This window comes from Salegentibacter maritimus (assembly GCF_016236975.1).
Taxonomy (GTDB): domain Bacteria; phylum Bacteroidota; class Bacteroidia; order Flavobacteriales; family Flavobacteriaceae; genus Salegentibacter; species Salegentibacter maritimus.
In genome coordinates this window covers 269262-288168 of record NZ_JAEHNY010000003.1, presented here as the reverse complement: position 1 = coordinate 288168, position 18907 = coordinate 269262, and the positions used below count along the sequence as shown (strand labels likewise).

15 protein-coding genes are annotated in these 18907 nt (G+C 39.2%); 11 read left to right on the top strand and 4 right to left on the bottom strand.

The genetic code is table 11. From position 1 onward, the window contains the following. The first annotated feature begins 4 nt into the window (after positions 1–4). From I6U50_RS04950 to I6U50_RS04940, 3 genes are all read left to right on the top strand, one after another. Positions 5–1600 carry an ATP-dependent DNA ligase gene (locus I6U50_RS04950; RefSeq protein WP_198638053.1) on the top strand — a complete coding sequence of 532 codons (1596 nt, stop codon included), beginning with the start codon at positions 5–7 and terminating at the stop codon, positions 1598–1600. A gap of 156 nt (positions 1601–1756) precedes the next feature. Further along, entirely contained in the window at positions 1757–2122 is a 366-nt protein-coding gene (locus I6U50_RS04945) for an endonuclease domain-containing protein (protein ID WP_193711481.1), read from the top strand. 321 nt (positions 2123–2443) lie between these two features. Continuing rightward, positions 2444–4924: a ligase-associated DNA damage response DEXH box helicase gene (locus I6U50_RS04940; RefSeq protein ID WP_198638052.1), complete on the top strand. Its 2481-nt coding sequence runs from the start codon at positions 2444–2446 to the stop codon at positions 4922–4924. Here I6U50_RS04940 and I6U50_RS04935 read toward each other — a convergent pair. Next, positions 4921–5430, bottom strand: coding sequence for a DUF1440 domain-containing protein (locus I6U50_RS04935; RefSeq protein ID WP_193711479.1), 510 nt, complete (start codon positions 5428–5430; stop codon positions 4921–4923). The genes I6U50_RS04940 and I6U50_RS04935 overlap by 4 nt on opposite strands. 101 nt (positions 5431–5531) lie before the next feature. On the opposite strand from I6U50_RS04935, the gene I6U50_RS04930 reads away from it, so the two are divergent. After that, complete coding sequence (locus I6U50_RS04930) at positions 5532–6311, top strand: amidohydrolase (protein WP_198638051.1); 780 nt, start codon at positions 5532–5534, stop codon at positions 6309–6311. On the opposite strand, the gene I6U50_RS04925 is transcribed toward I6U50_RS04930, so the two are convergent. After that, complete coding sequence (locus tag I6U50_RS04925; protein WP_198638050.1) at positions 6298–7911, bottom strand: Ig-like domain-containing protein; 1614 nt, start codon at positions 7909–7911, stop codon at positions 6298–6300. The genes I6U50_RS04930 and I6U50_RS04925 overlap by 14 nt on opposite strands. A 58-nt stretch (positions 7912–7969) precedes the next feature. Beyond that, complete coding sequence (locus I6U50_RS04920; RefSeq protein ID WP_193711476.1) at positions 7970–8650, bottom strand: ComF family protein; 681 nt, start codon at positions 8648–8650, stop codon at positions 7970–7972. Between the two features lie 61 nt (positions 8651–8711). Here I6U50_RS04920 and I6U50_RS04915 point away from each other — a divergent pair, with 61 nt between their 5' ends. The 7 genes from I6U50_RS04915 (at position 8712) to I6U50_RS04885 (ending at position 17690) form a co-directional block, all read left to right on the top strand. Further along, entirely contained in the window at positions 8712–9596 is an 885-nt protein-coding gene (locus I6U50_RS04915; protein ID WP_198638049.1) for a hypothetical protein, read from the top strand. Between the two features lie 63 nt (positions 9597–9659). Continuing rightward, complete coding sequence (locus tag I6U50_RS04910; protein ID WP_193711474.1) at positions 9660–11198, top strand: glycine--tRNA ligase; 1539 nt, start codon at positions 9660–9662, stop codon at positions 11196–11198. Between the two features lie 117 nt (positions 11199–11315). Continuing rightward, positions 11316–14291 carry a T9SS type A sorting domain-containing protein gene (locus I6U50_RS04905; RefSeq protein ID WP_198638048.1) on the top strand — a complete coding sequence of 992 codons (2976 nt, stop codon included), beginning with the start codon at positions 11316–11318 and terminating at the stop codon, positions 14289–14291. Positions 14292–14301: 10 nt separating this feature from the next. Further along, the gene (locus tag I6U50_RS04900; RefSeq protein ID WP_198638047.1) at positions 14302–14841 is read left to right on the top strand and encodes a DinB family protein; all 540 of its coding nucleotides are present in this window, start codon (positions 14302–14304) and stop codon (positions 14839–14841) included. 52 nt (positions 14842–14893) lie between these two features. Beyond that, complete coding sequence (locus I6U50_RS04895; RefSeq protein WP_198638046.1) at positions 14894–15664, top strand: exodeoxyribonuclease III; 771 nt, start codon at positions 14894–14896, stop codon at positions 15662–15664. 20 nt (positions 15665–15684) lie between these two features. Beyond that, positions 15685–16629, top strand: coding sequence for an OmpA/MotB family protein (locus I6U50_RS04890; RefSeq protein ID WP_198638045.1), 945 nt, complete (start codon positions 15685–15687; stop codon positions 16627–16629). 23 nt (positions 16630–16652) lie between these two features. Then, positions 16653–17690, top strand: a complete 1038-nt coding sequence (locus I6U50_RS04885; protein WP_198638044.1) for an NADP(H)-dependent aldo-keto reductase — start codon at positions 16653–16655, stop codon at positions 17688–17690. A gap of 21 nt (positions 17691–17711) precedes the next feature. Here I6U50_RS04885 and I6U50_RS04880 read toward each other — a convergent pair whose 3' ends face one another. Continuing rightward, on the bottom strand, positions 17712–18851 hold the full coding sequence (locus I6U50_RS04880) for a M23 family metallopeptidase (RefSeq protein WP_198638043.1): 1140 nt from the start codon (positions 18849–18851) through the stop codon (positions 17712–17714). Between the last annotated feature and the right edge of the window lie 56 nt (positions 18852–18907).

The following is an 18907-nucleotide window of genomic DNA, read 5'->3' as shown; positions in this document are numbered from 1 at the left end:
TAAGATGAAGCACTTTGCAGAGCTTATAAAAACCCTTGATAGCACTAATAAAACCACGCTGAAAGTGGAGGCTTTAACCCATTATTTTAAAAATGCCGATGATAGGGATAAGGTATGGACCATAGCTATTTTGTCACATAGGCGCCCACCGCGACCGGTAAATACTACCTTAATGCGTGAATGGGCTTCAGAGCTCGCTAACATTCCCCTGTGGTTATTTGAAGAGTCTTATCATATTGTAGGCGATTTGGCCGAGACAATTGCCCTTGTGATACCCCCTGCCAAAGAAAATACCGAAAAAAGCCTCAACCAATTTCTGCAGGAGATCATTGAACTGAAACCTAAAGATGAATCGACAAAAAAGGAATACCTGCATACAAATTGGCTTGCGCTTAATTATTATGAACGTTTTGTGTTTACCAAGCTCATTACCGGGAGTTTTCGCATTGGCGTGAGTCAAAAATTAATGACCCGTGCCCTTTCAAAAGCTACTAATATTGATGAGGATATTCTCGCTTATAAAATGATTGGCAATTGGAAACCTGAAAAAACCACCTTTAAAAAACTAATTTTAGAAGAAAACGAAGAAGATTATTTGTCTAAGCCCTATCCGTTTTACCTGGCTTATGCAATAGATGGGGAAGTTGAAGAGCTTGGGGATGTAGCCCAATGGAGTGCCGAGCATAAATGGGATGGTATTCGCGCCCAGGTAATCGTGAGAAATAATGAGCTTTTTGTGTGGAGTCGTGGTGAGGAACTGGTAACCGATAAATACCCCGAATTTCAAAGCTTTGTAGATAAAATTCCTAATGGAACTGTCCTGGATGGCGAAATATTGCCGTTTCCAAAAGGTAGTATAGGAAGCTTTAAAGATCTGCAAACCCGAATAGGAAGAAAGAATATTACTAAAAATCTGCTTAGTAAAACGCCTGTTATTTTAAAAGCATACGATATTTTAGAATGGCAGGGAGAAGATATTAGGAATAAAGCTTTTCAAGAAAGAAGAAAAATTCTGGAGAAACTTTATAATAAGGTTTCTACGGAAGAAATTCCATTGCACTTATCAAAGCGTATATCTTTTAAAAATTGGGTTGAAGTGGCTAAAGAACGTGAACGGGCCCGGGAAGAAAAATCGGAAGGCTTGATGTTGAAAAGATTGGATTCGCCATATTTAGTGGGAAGAAAAAAAGGCGATTGGTGGAAATGGAAGGTAGATCCGCTTACGGTAGATGCGGTGCTCACTTATGCCATGCGCGGTCATGGAAGACGTAGCAATCTATTTACCGATTATACTTTTGGTTTATGGGATGATGAAAAAAAAGAACTGGTCACTTTTGCGAAGGCCTATTCCGGTTTAACCGATGCCGAATTTAGAAAACTTGACGCGTGGATTAAAAAAAACACCTTAGAGCGTTTTGGTCCTGTTAGAAGTGTAACGCCACATCATGTGTTTGAAATTGCTTTTGAAGGGATCGCCGAATCCAAACGGCATAAAAGTGGAGTAGCAACGCGTTTTCCGAGAATGGTACGCTGGCGAACCGATAAAAATATATATGAAGCAAATACGCTGGGTGAGTTGCGGGATTTAATCCCGGATTAACCACCCCACCCTGTCGGGGACCCCTCCTTAGAAAGTAGGGGAACAAGGTGAAGTGATAATTAAAAATAAAAATAGTTCCTTCCCTTTTAAATGGAAGGTGGATTATTCAGTGGAAGCTGAATAAGACGGAAGGGTAAAGGATAAAGTTTAAAACCAATGAAAAAACCAGGTCATAACAAAAAGTTCTTGCAGCCTTTCCGAAAAGCATTAAGGAATAACTTAACTCCTGCAGAGGCATTTTTGTGGAAACAATTACAACGAAGAAAATTTAAAGGAAGAAAATTCAGAAGGCAACATAGTATAGAAAATTTTATAGTGGATTTTTATTGCGCGGAAGAGCAACTAATCATAGAGTTAGATGGAGAGGTACATAAAACTCCACTCTCTGAAGAAAAAGATGAAAAACGGACTAAAAAACTGGAAGATTTTGGATTTAAAGTAATACGGTTTGAAAATAGGATGGTTTTTGACTTTCTACCTTCGGTTTTGAAGGAGATTGAAGATAATTTTAAGAAGAAATAAACCACCCCACCCTGTCGGGCACCCCTCCTTAGAAAGTAGGGGAACAAGGTGAAGTGATAATTAAAAATAAAAATGGCTCCTTCCCTTTTGAAGGGAAGGTGGATTATTCGGCGGTAGCTGAATAAGACGGAAGGGTTGAAGCATGAATAGAAATCAACTTATTCAATTTTAAAAAGTGGACCACCCCGCCCTATCGGGCACCCCTTTTTAGAAAGTAGGGGAACAGGGTGAGGTAGTAATTAAAAATAAAAATAGTTCCTTCCCTTTTAAAGGGAAGGTGAATTATTCAGTGGTAGCTGAATAAGACGGAAGGGTTAAAACATGAATAGAAATCAACTTACTGAAATAGCAGAAACCTGGTTTTCCAACCAGGGCTGGAAAGCTTTTGCTTTTCAGAAACAAACCTGGACGGCCTTTTTGCAGAAAAAGAACGGCCTCTTAAACGCACCTACGGGTAGTGGAAAGACCTATGCGCTTTGGGTACCGATAGTACTGGATTATTTAAAGCAAAACCCCGATTATAAAATCAAGCATAAAAAAGGACTAAAAGCTATTTGGATTACACCTTTAAGAGCACTTTCGGTAGAAATTGAACAGGCTGCGCAACGGTTTGCCGACGATATTGAGAGCCAATTAACAGTAGGTATACGAACGGGAGATACTCCACAAAAAATTCGTGCAGCGCAAAAAAAATCCATGCCCGACTTACTAATTACCACCCCCGAAAGCTTGCAATTACTACTTTCTTCCAAAAATTACGATAAAACGTTTAAAGATCTAAGTGCCGTGGTGGTTGATGAATGGCACGAATTACTGGGCACAAAACGAGGTGTGCAGATGGAACTGGCCCTATCTCGTTTAAAAACGGTTTCAAAAGATTTAAGAATCTGGGGAATCTCGGCAACGATTGGGAATTTAGAGCAGGCCAGGGAAGTTTTGCTCGGTCCTGATTCCGAAGCCTTTCAAAATTCAACTTTAATTAGAGCGAATTTAAAGAAGAAGATAACTGTAAAATCTATTATTCCACCGAAAATGGAAAAATTCCCCTGGCGTGGGCATTTGGGATTGCATTTAATTGATGAGGTAGTGCCAATTATAAAGAATTCCAGAACTACACTGCTTTTTACCAATACCCGGTCTCAATGCGAATTATGGTTTCAGAAGTTAATGGAAAAATATCCTGAATTTGCGGGGGAGGTAGCCATGCACCACGGGAGTATTAATAAAGAAACCCGACTTTGGGTTGAGCAGGCCATTAGAAATGAAACCTTAAAGGCGGTGGTTTGTACCTCCAGTCTTGATTTGGGAGTAGATTTTGCACCGGTAGAAACCATTATTCAAATTGGCGGCCCAAAAGGGGTGGCCCGGTTTTTACAAAGGGCGGGGAGAAGCGGCCATCGTCCCGGTGAAGAAAGTTTTATCCATTTTTTACCCACCCATGCTATAGAGCTTGTTGAAGCTTCAGCTTTGCAAAAGGCGGTAAAAAAGAACGCGGTAGAAGATCGCATTCCGTACTTGTTGAGTTTTGATGTCCTCGTGCAATACCTAACCACTTTGGCGGTTTCCAATGGTTTTTTTCCGAAGGAAATCTGGCCCGAGGTAAAATCGACTTTCTGTTTTCAGGGAATTACTGAAGACGAATGGCTGTGGGTCCTTAATTTTGTTACCAATGGCAGCCAAAGTTTACAGGCTTATGATGAATACAAGAAAATTGAAATTGAAGAAAATGGTCTTTTTAAGGTAAATAATCGTGGCATTGCGATGCGCCACCGCTTACAAATTGGGACAATTGTGAGTGATGCGGTTTTAAGCGTAAAATACCTTAAGGGAGGTTATATAGGCACGATTGAGGAGTGGTTTATTTCTAAACTTGCACCCGGCGATGTGTTTACTTTTGCCGGGAGAAACCTGGAGTTGGTGCGTATTAAAAGTATGCAGGTTTTAGTACGAAAATCGAAGAAAAAAACTTCTAAAGTGCCTAGTTGGATGGGTGGTAGGATGGCATTTTCGGCACAAATGAGTGAACTGCTTCGGGAAGAAATGTATGCTGCTTCAACCTATGTAGATATCACTTCGAGCGCAGTCCGGAAGTCATCGGAATTAAAAGCTTTGCAACCAATTTTGGAAAGGCAGCAGAAAGAATCTATTATTCCAAACAAAGATGAATTTTTAGTCGAAACCTTTAAAACCCGGGAAGGTTATCACGCCATTTTTTATCCGTTTGAAGGCCGTTTTGTTCACGAGGCGCTGGGAAGTTTGCTGGCATATCGCATTAGTTTGCTCTCGCCCATTTCATTTAGTATTGCTTTTAATGACTATGGATTTGAACTACTCTCAGACCAGGAAATTGATATGCAACAGGTTTTAGACAACGATTTATTTTCGGCAGAATTCCTTATGGACGATCTTTACAAAAGTTTAAACGCTACCGAAATGGCCCGGCGAAAATTTAGGGATATCGCTGTTATAGCCGGAATGGTATTTACCGGTTACCCAAACAAATTGATAAAAAGCAAGCATTTGCAAAGTAGCTCGCAATTGCTTTTTAGCGTTTTTAGAGATTACGAAAACGATAATTTATTGTACTTGCAATCCTTTAGGGAAACTTTTGAGCATCAGTTGGAAGAAGGTCGATTAAGAATGGCTTTAGAGCGTATACAAAAACAGGAGATTGTTTGGAAAAACTGCCAAAAACCAACTCCTTTCTCTTTTCCTATTATTACTGACAGATTGAGGGAAAAATTATCTTCAGAAAAATTGGAAGATAGAATTAAAAGAATGCTGAAAAGCCTCGAAAACTAATCCCTTTCGTTTAATCTTTGTAGTACGGTGCTACGAACAACTTCGGTTGTAATACCAAAAAGAACGTGTGCAAATAGTTCGTTAAATTGCATTTTTAAAGGAACATCGGTTGGTTTTGGTTCCAGGCCCATTAGAGGAAGCGAGGTTTCATGGGTAGAAACCCAGGTAGAGCCACCTAAAATAATCCCATCTTTAATATTTAATTCTTTATTGTCTTTTTTGCCAAAACCGTATGCCGCGCCAACAGTGGCTCCAATTGGGAAGTTTACAAGTTGCTCGGCAAGTTCTTCGTTTTGAACACTAACCGGAGAGCCGGTTATTTTAGTAGAAAGATCGTCTACAATTTGTATTTGGGCTGAGCGTTGTTCAACTTTCCGCACGGGCAAAAAATGCTCTACAAGGCTTTTTACTGCCGTACCAGCCAATCCGCCAATAACGCCTGCCAGTAAACCTCTGCCTGCCGCTTTAGAATAAGAATCTTTCTGTAATAAATCCTGTACTTTCATGATTTCAATTTTTACATCTTAAAACTATTTATAATGTGAGTTTTCTACAATTGTTTAACAATGATTTAGCAGCAGGAATTTAAAAATTGGTAATTTTGGGTATGGCACAAAAACTAAATACTGCAATAATACAGGCTAATTTAAAATGGGAAGATCCGCAAGCTAATCGCAGTTTGTTTTCAGAAGAAATTAAAGCGATTTCTGAAGATATAGATCTAATTGTACTACCCGAAATGTTTACCACAGGCTTTAGTATGAATGCCGAAAAGCTGGCAGAAAAGACCGATGGTTTAAGTTTACAGTGGATGCGCGAAATTGCAAAACTGAAAGATGCTGCGGTAACCGGAAGCCTAATCATCACCGAAAATGATAATTATTTTAATAGGCTTTTCTTCGTTTTTCCTGACGGAACTTATAAAACCTATGATAAACGTCACACCTTTACTTTGGCCAACGAACATAAAACCTATACCGCCGGAAAAAATAGGTTGGTGGTTGAATATAAGGGCTGGAAGATTTGCCCACTGGTTTGTTATGACCTAAGATTTCCGGTTTTTTCACGAAATACCGAAGATTACGATTTGCTAATTTATGTTGCCAACTGGCCAAAGAAACGGGTTTTTGCCTGGGATACACTTTTAAAGGCAAGGGCCATAGAAAATATGAGTTACTGCATTGGCGTAAACCGAACCGGAAACGATGGGAATAAAGTCGAATACAATGGGCATAGCGCAGTTTATGACGGATTAGGCCAAAATCTAACCGAGTTAAACAGGGAAGAAGCCTTTGTAAAGGAAGTTAGCCTGGATAACCAACAATTAATGGAAACCCGAAGTCATTTTAAATTCCTTCAGGATCGGGATACATTTATTTTAAAATAAAAGTCTCTGAAATATCCCAGTTAGATCTTACCTCTACCGTATCCCTATAATATTGGATTTCTTCGGGTTGGATTCTTTTAAGATAATTTCCGGTATCCCATTTCTGGTTTTCATTATCGTCAAAAATTACCCTGATTAGGTTTTTTCCCGGTTTTAGAAAACGGAAATGAAAATTATTTCCTCCGGTGGCGTACTGTTCGTGCTGTACTTCGCCTTTCTCGTTAGTGAGCTGTACTATAATTGGATACCGATTTACATTTTGAAGTGTTAAAATAATACTCCCATAATCTGCGTAAGATTTGGTGCTAAGGCTACTTTTAATGGTATCGTTGGTATCACCAAAGAGGTCGGTTACTGCACCGGGCAATGTCGTTACCTCATATTTACTGCTTTCTTCTTTATCGAATGAAATTATAATTTCGTTTTCAAGGTTTCGTATTTCGGCATCAAAGTTTACCAGACTGGAATCAGCATCCATAATGCTAATTAATTCTTTGTTAAACTCTGTAATAGGTGTGTTTGCCTGTAATCGGTAATTTTCCTGGAATGCAATTGTACCTGTCGGGTTTGCGTTTAACTTTAAGGAATCCCTTTCGGCTTCAGCTATTTTTGTAAATAAGGTGTCACGTCGTGTTGGGCTCACCACCTCAAAAGAAAGACTGTCATTTTCAGGTCTAATATTGTACCAGTAGTAAAGAGTATCGGTTTCGCGATCTTTTACAATTCTAGATTCAAAACCTTGCGGTTTAGGGGTTAATAGATTAATCTTAACACTGTCTACACCTTTAGAACCCTGATAACCAAAAAGTATTTGATTGCCTTTTAATAATTTGGGACGTTCGGCTTCAAACTCCAGATTTTCTTTAAAAATGCTAATCTCGTAGGTAGAATCTGTTGGGAGGGTGATATAGTTCTCTATAAATCCTATTTTCTCGGTTTTGGGGTTAAAATTATAATTGTCGTTTTTGTCTTCTACGGCAAGTATTTGGTAAGTTCCCTCTTTAAGGTTTTCCAGCTCAAAGTTTACAGTACTGTCTAGCGTATAGGTAATATACCTTGGTGTTTCTTTATATACCAACGAATCAGAAAAAGTAGAATCTACCTCGTATAAAAAAATAGAAATAAATTCTGACGGAGCCTTTAGGTTGGCATCTTTTATACTTCCTGAAACTTTTAAAGAATCCAGGTAATCTCCCGTAGAGAATACGTATTTAAAGTAAGGAAGGGGATTGCCTTCGTTGTTATCTACAATGCTTTTTCCAAAATTAATGGTGTAAGTGGTGTTTGGCTGTAGGGAGTCCAGATTTTGTATGCGCACATCTTTACGAGCCGAACCCATAGGCATCATGGCCGGGCGTGGTTCTATAGGCGGTGAAATAACTACTTGTTGCCTGGCGTCTTCCAGTTTTATGTACTCATTAAAAAATATCCTAATTTCATCTGCATTGAAATTAGTATTATAGTTTTCGGGAGTTGCTCGAATAAATTTTGGGGGCTCTTCATCTTTAGGTCCACCTTCTGGCATTCCTTTTTTTGCGCATTGCACGCACAACAAAACCAATACGGCAACTATTAAAATTCCGGGAATTCTCTTCAGCATAATAAAAAAATGAAATCTAATAGCAAAGAAACAATTATTTTAGGTTTTAACGTGTGTATCAGTCTGTAATTGCCATTGTGGCAATACTTAATTTAGTATTTTTAATTTGAAGGAGTTTGTTTCCGCAAGCTTCCAGGGTTGCACCGGTAGTAACGAGGTCGTCTACCAGAAGCAAGTGTTTGTTTTCTAGCTTTTTTTGGTTTTCTATCATAAAAGTGGCATCTATAACTCCCCATCTTCCCAGTCGTTTTTTTAATGTTTGAGTTCGGGAACCAGATTTCTTTACCAGTACATCGTCTATATACTTTGCGTTTAACTTGTTGGCGAGTACTTTGCTAAAAGCAGCTACCTGATTAAATCCCCTTTTCTTTAATTTTTTGTGATGAAGCGGTACCGGAAGAACACAATCAACATTGCTAAACCCTGGATGGGAAGCCAATTGGTCTCCAAGCCAGTTGCCAAGAAAATACCCGACATCTTCCTGTTTCCTGTATTTTAAATTATGAATAAGCTTTTGTACCAACCCTTTTTTTCTAAAATATAGCAACGAAGTAGCATTTTCAAGACTTAGACGGGCATCAAATACTTTTTTTGTCGTGTTCTCGTTATCTAAATGATAATTAGTAGTTGGAAGTTGATGTAAACAAGCAGTACAAATTACTTTTTCAGCTTTTAAAAGCTGGGTGTCGCAGCAATTGCATATTTTTGGATAGAACAGGTTTGTTAAATCGTGAAACATTTGTTAAGTCCTTGTAGGTTGCCTTGATAATCTCCTAAATTTACAAACAAATATTATTACTATGATGACCGAAAAGAAGAATAACACAGCGCTTAAGATCTTAACGGGAGTTTTAGCCGTGGCTTTGCTGGCCTTAGGTATTTATACAATTAAATTCTACAACGAAGAGAAAGAAAATAAAGCAATTCTTACCAAGGAAAAGCAGGTAATAGAAGATGAACTTAATGATTTAATTGTTAAATACGATGAGGCCATTGAGGAAAATGAAATTATGGATCAGAATCTGGTAGACGCAAGGGATAGAATTGAGCGTTTATTAGATTCGGTTGAGGAAAATGAAGCCAACCTGGTTTTAATATCGCGCTATCGTCGTGAAATAGGAAACCTTAAAGCCGAAAAAGAACGTTTGTTTAGAGTGGTAGATAGTTTGAACCGCCAAAACCAGATGATGTCCCAAACTCTAGACAGTACCAACGTGATTTTAGAAGAACGCACCCGTATATCTGATTCTTTGCAAACTACAAACCAGGACCTTGCAAATAAAGTAGACCGGGCAGCCCAATTAAAGATAACAAATCTTCGCGGGGAAGGTGTAATTGTAAGAAATAGCGGAAAATTGGTAGAAAACGATCGCGCCCGAAGAATAGACCAGGTAAGAACCTGTTTTACTATTACCGCCAACGATCTTGCCGGCCCCGGCGAAAGAAACATGTATGTACAGGTTTACAATCCGGAGAATGAATTGGTAGGCGACGAAATTGTAGTAGAACACGAAGGTGGGGCTATGGTTTATAGTGCTGCTTCAAAAGTATACTACGAAAATAACGAACTTGACGTTTGTTTACTGGCCAATACCCAGGAAGATAAATTGCTTGAAGGTACCTATAAAGTCTATGTTTATGCAAATGCAACTTTATTGGGAACAGCCTCTTTTAACTTAAAATAATTAAAACTTAAAAATCAAAGTCCGCCCTGCTGTTTATCAGGGCGGTTTTTTTATTTTTGCGCTATGGCAAAACAAGAAGACTTTTTTAAAAATGTAATATCCCATGCTAAAGAGTATGGGTATATTTTTGCATCGAGTGAAATTTATGACGGCTTAAGTGCTGTTTATGATTACGGGCAAAACGGAGCAGAATTAAAGAAAAACATCAAAGATTATTGGTGGAAAAGTATGGTGCAATTGCACCAGAACATCGTTGGTTTGGATGCGGCAATTTTAATGCACCCAACCACCTGGAAGGCTTCCGGCCACGTAGATGCCTTTAACGATCCTTTAATTGATAATAAAGACTCTAAAAAACGCTATAGGGCCGATGTTTTGGTTGAAGATTATGCCGAAAAGCTCAATCAAAAGGCGCAAAAGGAAATAGCAAAGGCCAGGAAACGTTTTGGCGATAAATTTAATGAAGAGGAGTTTGTGACTACTAACCCAAGGGTTATTCGTTACAAAAAAGAAGAAAAGGAGATTCTGGAGCGTTTGGCCAAATCACTTACCGATGAAGACCTTGCCGATGTAAAAGCATTAATTGAAGAATTGGGTATTGCCTGCCCTGAAACCGGTTCTAAAAACTGGACAGATGTTAAGCAGTTTAACCTGATGTTTGGAACCAAATTGGGAGCTTCAGCCGATTCTGCTACCGATTTGTATCTACGTCCTGAAACGGCACAGGGAATTTTCGTAAACTTTTCTAATGTGCAAAAAACAGGTAGGATGAAGATTCCTTTTGGAATCGCCCAAATAGGAAAGGCTTTTAGAAACGAAATTGTAGCCAGACAATTTATCTTCCGCCAGAGGGAATTCGAACAAATGGAGATGCAATTTTTTGTGCGCCCGGGCGAGGAGTTAAAATGGTTTGAACATTGGAAAGAAACCCGCCAGCATTGGCATGCTTCTTTAGGTTTAGGAGAGGAAAATTATCGTTTCCACGATCACGAGAAAATGGCGCATTATGCGAATGCCGCTACAGATATAGAATTTAATTTTCCTTTTGGCTTTAAGGAATTAGAAGGAATTCATTCAAGAACAGATTTCGATTTAAAAGCGCACGAAGAGCATTCTGGAAAGAAGTTGCGTTTTTACGATCCTGAAATGAAAGAAAATTATGTGCCTTATGTAATTGAAACTTCTATTGGTTTAGATAGAATGTTTTTGGCCGTTTTTTCAGGCTCTTTAAAAGAAGAGGAGCTGGAGGGTGGTACCAGCAGAACGGTACTAAAATTACCCGCTGTACTCGCTCCTACCAAAGCAGCGGTTCTTCCCTTGGTTAAAAAAGATGGTTTGCCAGAACTTGCCCAGGAAATTGTAGAAGAATTAAAATGGGATTTTAGAGTTCAATATGACGAAAAAGACGCTATTGGGCGTAGGTATCGTCGCCAGGATGCTGTGGGAACCCCGCTTTGTATTACGGTAGATCACGATTCGCTTGAAGATAAAAAAGTGACTGTTCGCCATAGAGATACTATGGAGCAAAAGCGCGTTGCCATTACAGAGCTTAAAAATATTATCCAGCAGGAAGTCGATTTTAAAAGCTGGATAAAAAAATAAATAAAAAAGGGAATTTTTATTATAAAGAAGGAGCGATTGTTTAAGATAATCGCTCCTTTTGTTTTTGATAAGCATAGAATCCTTATTTTTAGAGTGTAAAAGAAGCCTTATTTCAATATGAGAAGAATTATATTCCTATTAATTTTAATTTTTGGTTTTCAGATGGCAGTGATTGGTCAGGAGCGGGAAAGCTCGGGTCCTGTTTACATAGACTCTGCCAGTGCGGTTTCTTCTTCTGCGATGGCCAGGAGAAAATTAATTGCACCCGAAAAGAAATTCAAAATTTATAATCCCAGGAATAGAGGTATCAACAAAATTGTGCCAGGTAAAGGTTTGCCAAAGGGTAAAACTTCCAGAATTCAGCAAAAAATGGGAGAGATATCAGTAAAAGCTCCTAATTTTACTTTTGAAGCTGCATCTACACAAGCCACACCCACAGACCCCACGGGGGCTGCAGGCCCAAATCATTACGTAAACGGTTGGAATTCTGCTTTTTCAATTTTTGATAAATTGGGGAATCAAATTAGACAACCGGCATCTTTAGCCAGCATAGGTGGCGAGTTTACCAATGAAACCCTGGGAGACCCCATTATACTTTATGATGAATTTGCCGATAGGTTTATAATTTCACAATTTAGCGATACGCCAGAAAGCTTTTTAATTGCTGTATCGCAAGGCCCAGACCCTGTTAATGATGGGTGGTATACCTATAGGTTTACAACCAATGGGGTCTTACCAGATTATCCTAAAATCTCGGTTTGGGGAGACGGCTATTATATTACTACCAATAAAAACTCTCAAACTGCAACTACCAGCCAGGTTGTATATGCTTTAGAAAGGGATAAAATGCTCTTGGGACAAACGGCGCAAATAATGTCTTTTCCTTTACCCGGAATACAAACCAATGGTTTTTATAGCCCTGCCGGTTTTTCGGCTATAGGCAAGGAGTTGCCACCGCGAGGAAATTCCCCTATTGTTTACCTTCAAGACGATGCCTGGGCAGGTGTTAACGAAGACCATTTAAAGCTTTGGCTTATTAATGTAGATTGGAATAATCCGTCAAATTCCACAATAGCTGAATCTCAGGAATTGGGTTCGGCCCAGGGCGTCTCACCATTTATCGCCACTTTTGATGGAGGTTCTTTTTCAAATTTGGCGCAACCGGGAAGCGACACTCCCGAAATTGATGTGTTGCAAGCCACTATGATGTATATGACCACCTATAGGCGCTTCCAGGACTATAATGCCGTGGTAATGAATTTTGTAGTAGATGTAAACCCTGGTGCCGCAGAACACGCCGGAATAAGGTGGTATGAGCTTAGGCAACAAAACGATGGTGGTCCCTGGAGTGTTCATCAGGAGGGGACTTACGCCCCCGATAATAGCGACAGGTTTAGCGGCAGTATTGGCTTGGATAAAGAGGGTAATATTGCCCTTGGTTATACCGTTTTAAACGATAATCCTCAAAACCCGGTTTTTCCCTCTTTACGCTATACAGGAAGATATAAAAACGATGAGCCCGGAGTTATGACTATAGAGGAACAAAGTATTATTGAAGGCGAAAGCCCTAATCCTAACTCCAGGTATGGGGATTATGCACATTTAAGCGTAGACCCTGCCGATGGGCTTACTTTTTGGCATAATGGGGAGTATTTTGTAGGTCCTGAAAGAAAAAACCACGTAGGCGTATTTAAAATTGCGCCAGATTTTGATAACGATCTTGGCGTGGTTTCTTTGGTACGTCCGGAAGATTCCAGTTTGGGTGCTAATGAAGAAATTACCATTAAAATAAGAAACTACGGTCGCAATGCGCAATCTAATTTTGAAGTAAGCTATAGCGTAGATGGTGGCCCCGAGATTACCGAAATATTTGAAGAAAGTATTCCTGCCACGAGCTCGGCAGAATTTACTTTTGCTGCAAAAGCCGATCTTTCGGAGGTTGGGAGAACCTATGAATTTGTTTTTAGTACAAATTTGGCGGGAGATGAAAATGCTGAAAATGATAGCTTGCTTACTTCTATTAAAAACTTACCTCCAAACGATGTTGGGGTAACTTCAATTGATGCACCACAAACCGGAGAAAATTTTAGTGCTTCAGAAGAGATAAGCATAAGTATAGAAAACTTTGGAGGGGAGCCACAACAAAATTTTCCGGTATTCTATCAAATAGGAAATAACACCCCGGTTAGGGAAGTTTTTAACGGAACCCTGCCGGTGGGAGGTTTGGAGGTATACACGTTTAACCAAACTTCAGATATTTCTCCTTCCGGAAGCTATAGGATTACCGGGGGAACGCGCTTAACAAACGATTTTGACCCTACCAACGATACCGCGGTAAAAACACTTGCTAATTTAGATTGTATTCCTGAAGGAGGCGATTGTAGTTATGGCGATGGAATTTTCTTTTTTGAGTTGGAAAATGTGCTTAACGAACGTATTCCCTGCGGAAATGGCTATGCCGATTTTATTGGTCTTTCTGCTAATTTAGATCGCTCCCAAAGTGAGTTTACCGTTTCGGTACAATCCTTATTTGGCGAATTAACCGCTGAGAATGCCGAGCGTTTTTCTATGTGGATAGATTTTAATGACGATGCGGTTTTTAGTGATGAGGAGCGCTTAATAACTTCAGAAATTATTCCTACAGCAGGAGAATGGCACGATACAAATTTTAGTATTCCGGCTGATGCAGAATTGGGCCAACACTTGTTGAGAATTAGGGCAGGGGATGTAGATTTTGAAGGGGATCTAAATAATCCTTGCGAGGTTATGGAGTATGGCACAACCCACGACTATTCTGTAAATATTACCGATTCTACCTTAGATATTGAAGACTTTATTTTAAACGAAGCTGAACTTGTTGTAGTTTCAGAACAGAACCAGCAGTTTAGAATTGTAATGGAGACCGATTATGAGGAAACTTTGCGAATTACGGTGCATAATATCTTAGGTCAAAAAATGCTGGAAAACCAGGTGCAAAACTCGGGTAGCGGCTATGTGTACGAACTGGATATGTCTTATGCGGCAAGGGGAGTTTATCTTGTAAGAATGGGAACCCGGGAGGTTGGAAAAGTGAAACGCTTTATTGTAGAATGATAGGAGAAAAATGTATACCGAAGAATTTTTAAATAGGTTAGATGAAATTACCCTGAAGTTTAAAACGGAGTTTGGGCAACTAAATAAGGCCGAAATTCATCATAAACCAAATGCAGCGACCTGGAGTATTGCGCAAAATTTAGAACATCTAATTTTAATTAACCAGTCCTATTTTCCAATGATAGACAGGCTTCGCGATAAAAGTCATAAAAAGCCATTTACCGCTAGATTTGGTTTTTTGGTAAATTTCTTCGGAAAAACAATTCTAAAATCGGTACAGCCTGAAACCACCAAAAAAACAAAAACATTCTCTATTTGGAAACCTTCTGAAACTCAAGTTTCAGAAGAAATATTAGCCAAATTTCTTGAACATCAGGAAAAATTAAGGCAAAAAATTGTAGAATCTGAAGATCTCTTAGAGAAAAACGCGGTAATATCTTCGCCGGCAAATCCAAAAATTGTTTATAAACTTGAGGCTGCGTTTAAAATTATTTTAGCACACGAAGAAAGGCATTTTCAACAAGCCAAAAGACTGCTGGAAATTCAATAATCTAACTTGTAAATCTTGCATTTAGCCTTATTTTTGGGGAAAATTGACTTTCATGAAAATTATTTCCTATAACGTAAACGGAATTAGGGCGGCCATAAGAAAAGGCTTTTTAGAGTGGGTGCAACAGGCAAATCCAGATGTGGTGTGCCTACAGGAGATAAAAGCCCAACCGGAACAATTAAACCTGGACGATTTTAAAGAGGCCGGGTATCCGTACCATTATTGGTATCCTGCACAAAAAAAAGGCTATAGTGGGGTTGCAATTTTAAGCAAGCATAAACCTTTACATGTAGAATATGGTACCGGGATAGATTATATGGATCACGAGGGGCGCACCATAAGGGCAGATTTTGAAGATTTTTCTATCATTAGCTTGTATTTGCCTTCGGGAACCAATATTGCCCGGTTGGAACATAAATTTAAGTTTATGGACGATTTTCAGCTGTATATAGACGAAATTAAACAGGATTTTCCAAATCTTGTAATTTGTGGAGACTATAATATTTGTCACGAAGCTATTGATATTCACGATCCTGTTCGACTTAAAAACGTATCTGGATTTCTACCGGAAGAACGAAAATGGATAGATAATTTTATGAAAAGTGGGTTTATAGACTCTTTTAGGCACTTTAATGAAGGGGGAGAGCAATACTCGTGGTGGAGTTATCGGGCCAATGCCCGGGCCAATAATAAGGGCTGGCGTATAGATTATAATTTAGTGGCAACACCCCTACAAGAAAAACTGAAACGCGCCGTTATATTACCCGAGGCCAAACACAGCGATCACTGTCCTGTGTTGGTAGAATTAGAATCAAAATTTTAAAAAAATAATAATTTATAGTGATGAAAAAAGTAGTGGCTTTAGCAATTTCAGGGATTTTTATGTTTACTTCCTGCGTTTCTTCAAAAAAATACCAGGAACTTGAAAGCAGGCATGCCGATTTAAAAAGGGAAAATAGAAATACACAGGCTGAACTCGAAAAATATAGAGATTTAGATGAAGAATATTCAGCCTTAAAAGAAGATTATGCTGAAGCTACTGCAGAAAGAGACCGGTTAAAAGATGAGTTGGAAAGTGCCAGAAAAAATTATGCTGCCCTAAAGGATTCTTACGATGCGCTGGAAGAAAACAGTTCTGCAGCTATTGCAGAAAATTCCCGTCAAAATCGAGAACTTTTAGCCGAATTAGAGGAGAAAGAACAGGCGTTGGTAGCAGAGCAAGCCAGATTAGATAAATTGCAACGAGATTTAGATGCCCGCTCTAGAAGGGTAGATGAACTGGAAAGCTTAATTGCGGCCAAGGATGCCAAAATGAATGCGCTAAAAGATGCTATTTCCAAGGCACTTACCAATTTTGAAGGGAAAGGTTTAACCGTAGAACAGCGCGACGGAAAAGTTTATGTTTCTATGGAAAATAAGTTGTTGTTTAGCTCGGGAAGCTGGGCCGTAAATGCTGAAGGTAGACAGGCGGTAAATCAATTAGGGAAAGTATTGGCAGGAAACCCGGATATCGCGGTTTTAATTGAGGGCCATACCGATAATGTGCCTTACAGGGGAAGCGGTACACTTAAGGATAATTGGGACCTTTCAACTAAAAGAGCAACTTCTATTGTGCAAATTTTAAAGGAAAATAACAATATAGATCCGCAGAATTTAACCGCAGCCGGCCGTGGGGAGTATGCGCCAATTGCCACTAATGAAACCGCTGAAGGGAAAGCGAAAAACAGAAGAATTGAGGTAATTTTAACACCAAAGTTAGATGAGGTAACTAAATTGCTGAACGAATAAATAATCATTTCCGAAGAAAACCAATGAAATATACCAAGCTACCCAATACCGATATAGAAGTTAGTAAAATATGCCTGGGTACTATGACCTGGGGCGGGCAAAATACTGAAGCCGAAGGCCACGAACAAATAGATTTAGCGCTAGATAAAGGGGTGAATTTCCTGGATACAGCAGAAATGTATTCTATTCCCGGAAAAGCCGAAACCCAGGGTAGTACAGAAGAAATTATTGGTTCCTGGTTTAAAAAATCGGGTAGAAGGGAAGAGGTAGTGCTGGCTTCAAAAGTTGTTGGGCCGGGAAATGCTATGGAACATATAAGGGAAAACCTGGGTTTTTCTAAAGAAGCAATTACCGATGCCTTGCACAAGAGTTTAAAACGACTTCAAACAGATTATATAGACCTTTATCAACTGCACTGGCCGGAGCGAAACACTAATTTCTTTGGAAAATTAGGCTATGAGCACGATCAAAATGAAGCCTGGGAAGAAAATTTTCAGGAAGTCCTGGAAACTTTAAACGGCTTTGTAAAAGAGGGGAAAATTAGGCAGGTAGGCTTGTCTAATGAAACTCCATACGGAGTAATGCGTTTTTTGGAGGAAAGTAGAAAACATAATCTTCCCAAGATGATTACCGTACAAAATCCGTATAATTTGCTAAATAGAAAAGATGAAATTGGACTTACAGAAGTGCTTCATCGTGAAAATATAGGCTTATTTCCCTACTCTCCATTGGGAATGGGAACTTTAACCGGAAAGCATTTAGATGGCGTAGAACCCAATTCAAGACTGGGCTTATTTTCGCAGTATAAACGATATTCTAATGAGCAGGCAGTAAAGGCTACCAGAGCTTATAGCGAAATTGCTAAAAAGCATAACCTGAATTTCGCTCAAATGTCTTTGGCATTTGTAAATACGCGACCTTTTATAACCAGTAATATTATTGGTGCCACTTCTTTAAAACAGTTGACTGAAAATATTGGAAGTATAGAGGTTGAACTTTCGGAGGAAGTTTTAGGCGAGATTAATAAAGTTCACGAAACCTATCCAAATCCTGCACCTTAATAATTATTTGCCCTCCAGGGTTTAAGGAGCTATTGGTGCTACCAAACTTTGGTGTATAAAGGAAGCTTGGTTTGCTGAGGTCCTTATATGGTACCATTCATTAGTTTTTCCCAAAAATTGCAGGGTATCTCTAGCTTTGGAGGTGCTTAAAATTTTTGAGCCTGAAGTTGTCGGCTTATTTCTAAGATTGGCTTTGTTGGTTTTTACTAGCAATTGATGTGGAGTGCTGTCTAATTTCTTAGGTTCGTTTTCCAGAACGTTGGTTTGATATACAAAATGTAAGGGGTTTATGGCGCCACGATAGCTTTTATAAATTCCAAAATGAAGATGTGGGGGTGTGGCCCTGGCATTACCTGTGTTGCCCACAAAGCCCAAGGTATCTCCTCTTTTTACATTCCCCGAGATATTGGCAATACTATCTAAATGCGCATAATAAAGCGATTGCTTGCGTTTTGGGTCCCGTAGCCAAACCTGCTTGCCGCCAAGTCCCTTTTCGCCGGTAAAGCTAAGGCTGCCATCTGTAGCAGCAACTACTGGGGTTCCTCTTTTAGCAAAAATATCTATGCCCTCGTGGCGCCTGGCACCTCCATCGCGATTATCGCCCCAGTAACTTTGTACATTTCTATTTGAGCCGGAACTAACCGGAAAAAGATAAGCCGGTTGTTTCTCTATTTTAAAAGTGAAAGGGGTGTGGGCTTCAATTTCGGGTTGAATAACTAATTTATAGGTAGCTTTTTTATGGGCTTCAAAATTTAATCTTTTCTTCCGGAAACCTGAAGTTTTGATCTTTTCAAATACGTTTGTTGAATCGCCTATCTTTTCAAATAACTCTATAAAAACAACTTGCCCGGTAGAATCGGTTTTCGCTTCAACATTTAAAACCTCTCCGGGTTGAAGCTTGATTTCATAAGAATACACTGAAAAACCTTTAGGAAAGAATTTACCGGTTTCGGCATAAGGCAGATTTATGCCTACACTATCCTGAAATACCGTTTCAGCCGAATTTTCCCAAATTTGAAATAGTTCATCTGAAATATTCAAATCGCGTTTATACTGCTCTTTTGCGGTAGGATTAGTTATAAAATCAGATGCTTTATTAATTTGCGAACATCCGGAAATTATTAAAATTAAGGATAGGCTTAAAAATTTTATCTGCTTCATAATCTTGCGTTTCCGTGCAAATTAAAGCAGTAATTGTGCCAGATTAAGATGCTGTT

Excerpts from the sequence above, each read along its gene's own strand:
- I6U50_RS04950 (WP_198638053.1), top strand. The coding sequence starts at position 5 with ATGAAGCACTTTGCAGAGCTTATAAAAACCCTTGATAGCACTAATAAA.
- I6U50_RS04945 (WP_193711481.1), top strand. The coding sequence starts at position 1,757 with ATGAAAAAACCAGGTCATAACAAAAAGTTCTTGCAGCCTTTCCGAAAA.
- I6U50_RS04940 (WP_198638052.1), top strand. The coding sequence starts at position 2,444 with ATGAATAGAAATCAACTTACTGAAATAGCAGAAACCTGGTTTTCCAAC.
- I6U50_RS04935 (WP_193711479.1), bottom strand. The coding sequence starts at position 5,430 with ATGAAAGTACAGGATTTATTACAGAAAGATTCTTATTCTAAAGCGGCA.
- I6U50_RS04930 (WP_198638051.1), top strand. The coding sequence starts at position 5,532 with ATGGCACAAAAACTAAATACTGCAATAATACAGGCTAATTTAAAATGG.
- I6U50_RS04925 (WP_198638050.1), bottom strand. The coding sequence starts at position 7,911 with ATGCTGAAGAGAATTCCCGGAATTTTAATAGTTGCCGTATTGGTTTTG.
- I6U50_RS04920 (WP_193711476.1), bottom strand. The coding sequence starts at position 8,650 with ATGTTTCACGATTTAACAAACCTGTTCTATCCAAAAATATGCAATTGC.
- I6U50_RS04915 (WP_198638049.1), top strand. The coding sequence starts at position 8,712 with ATGATGACCGAAAAGAAGAATAACACAGCGCTTAAGATCTTAACGGGA.
- I6U50_RS04910 (WP_193711474.1), top strand. The coding sequence starts at position 9,660 with ATGGCAAAACAAGAAGACTTTTTTAAAAATGTAATATCCCATGCTAAA.
- I6U50_RS04905 (WP_198638048.1), top strand. The coding sequence starts at position 11,316 with ATGAGAAGAATTATATTCCTATTAATTTTAATTTTTGGTTTTCAGATG.
- I6U50_RS04900 (WP_198638047.1), top strand. The coding sequence starts at position 14,302 with ATGTATACCGAAGAATTTTTAAATAGGTTAGATGAAATTACCCTGAAG.
- I6U50_RS04895 (WP_198638046.1), top strand. The coding sequence starts at position 14,894 with ATGAAAATTATTTCCTATAACGTAAACGGAATTAGGGCGGCCATAAGA.
- I6U50_RS04890 (WP_198638045.1), top strand. The coding sequence starts at position 15,685 with ATGAAAAAAGTAGTGGCTTTAGCAATTTCAGGGATTTTTATGTTTACT.
- I6U50_RS04885 (WP_198638044.1), top strand. The coding sequence starts at position 16,653 with ATGAAATATACCAAGCTACCCAATACCGATATAGAAGTTAGTAAAATA.
- I6U50_RS04880 (WP_198638043.1), bottom strand. The coding sequence starts at position 18,851 with ATGAAGCAGATAAAATTTTTAAGCCTATCCTTAATTTTAATAATTTCC.